1 protein-coding gene is annotated in these 454 nt (G+C 63.2%); it reads left to right on the forward strand.

What is annotated here, in order from left to right; translation table 11 throughout:
* Position 1: 1 nt before the first annotated feature.
* Positions 2–454, forward strand: a 453-nt coding sequence (gene ssb, locus RVY79_RS17400; RefSeq protein WP_317465735.1) for a single-stranded DNA-binding protein, incomplete at its 3' end; no start/stop codon positions are given.

Genomic DNA, 454 nt, shown 5'->3' on the forward strand with positions numbered 1-454 from the left:
CATCATCGTGGGCAACCTCGGTGCTGATCCGGAAACACGTTACATGCCCAGTGGCGACGCGGTCACCAACATCCGCGTGGCAACCACCGATCGCTTTAAGGACAAGGGTAGCGGTGAGATGCGCGAAGCCACCGAATGGCATCGCATCGCGTTCTTCGGTCGCTTGGCGGAAATCGCTGGCGAGTATCTGAAGAAGGGATCGTCGGTCTACATCGAGGGTCGTCTGAAAACCCGTCAATGGGAGAAAGACGGCCAGAAGCAATACAGCACCGAAATCGTTGCAGACCAGATGCAGATGCTCGGCGGCCGCGGTGAAGGCGGTGGCGGGCAGGGTGGCGGCGGTGGTGGTTACTCGCGCGGCGGCGAAGGCGGCGGCGGTGGTGGTGGCGGTTATGGTGGTGGCCGCAGCCAACACGGCGGCGGTGGCTATTCGCGCGGCGGTGAAAGCGGCGGT

Origin of the sequence: Chromohalobacter sp. HP20-39 (genome assembly GCF_033052815.1) — a bacterium.
Taxonomy (GTDB): Bacteria; Pseudomonadota; Gammaproteobacteria; order Pseudomonadales; family Halomonadaceae; genus Chromohalobacter.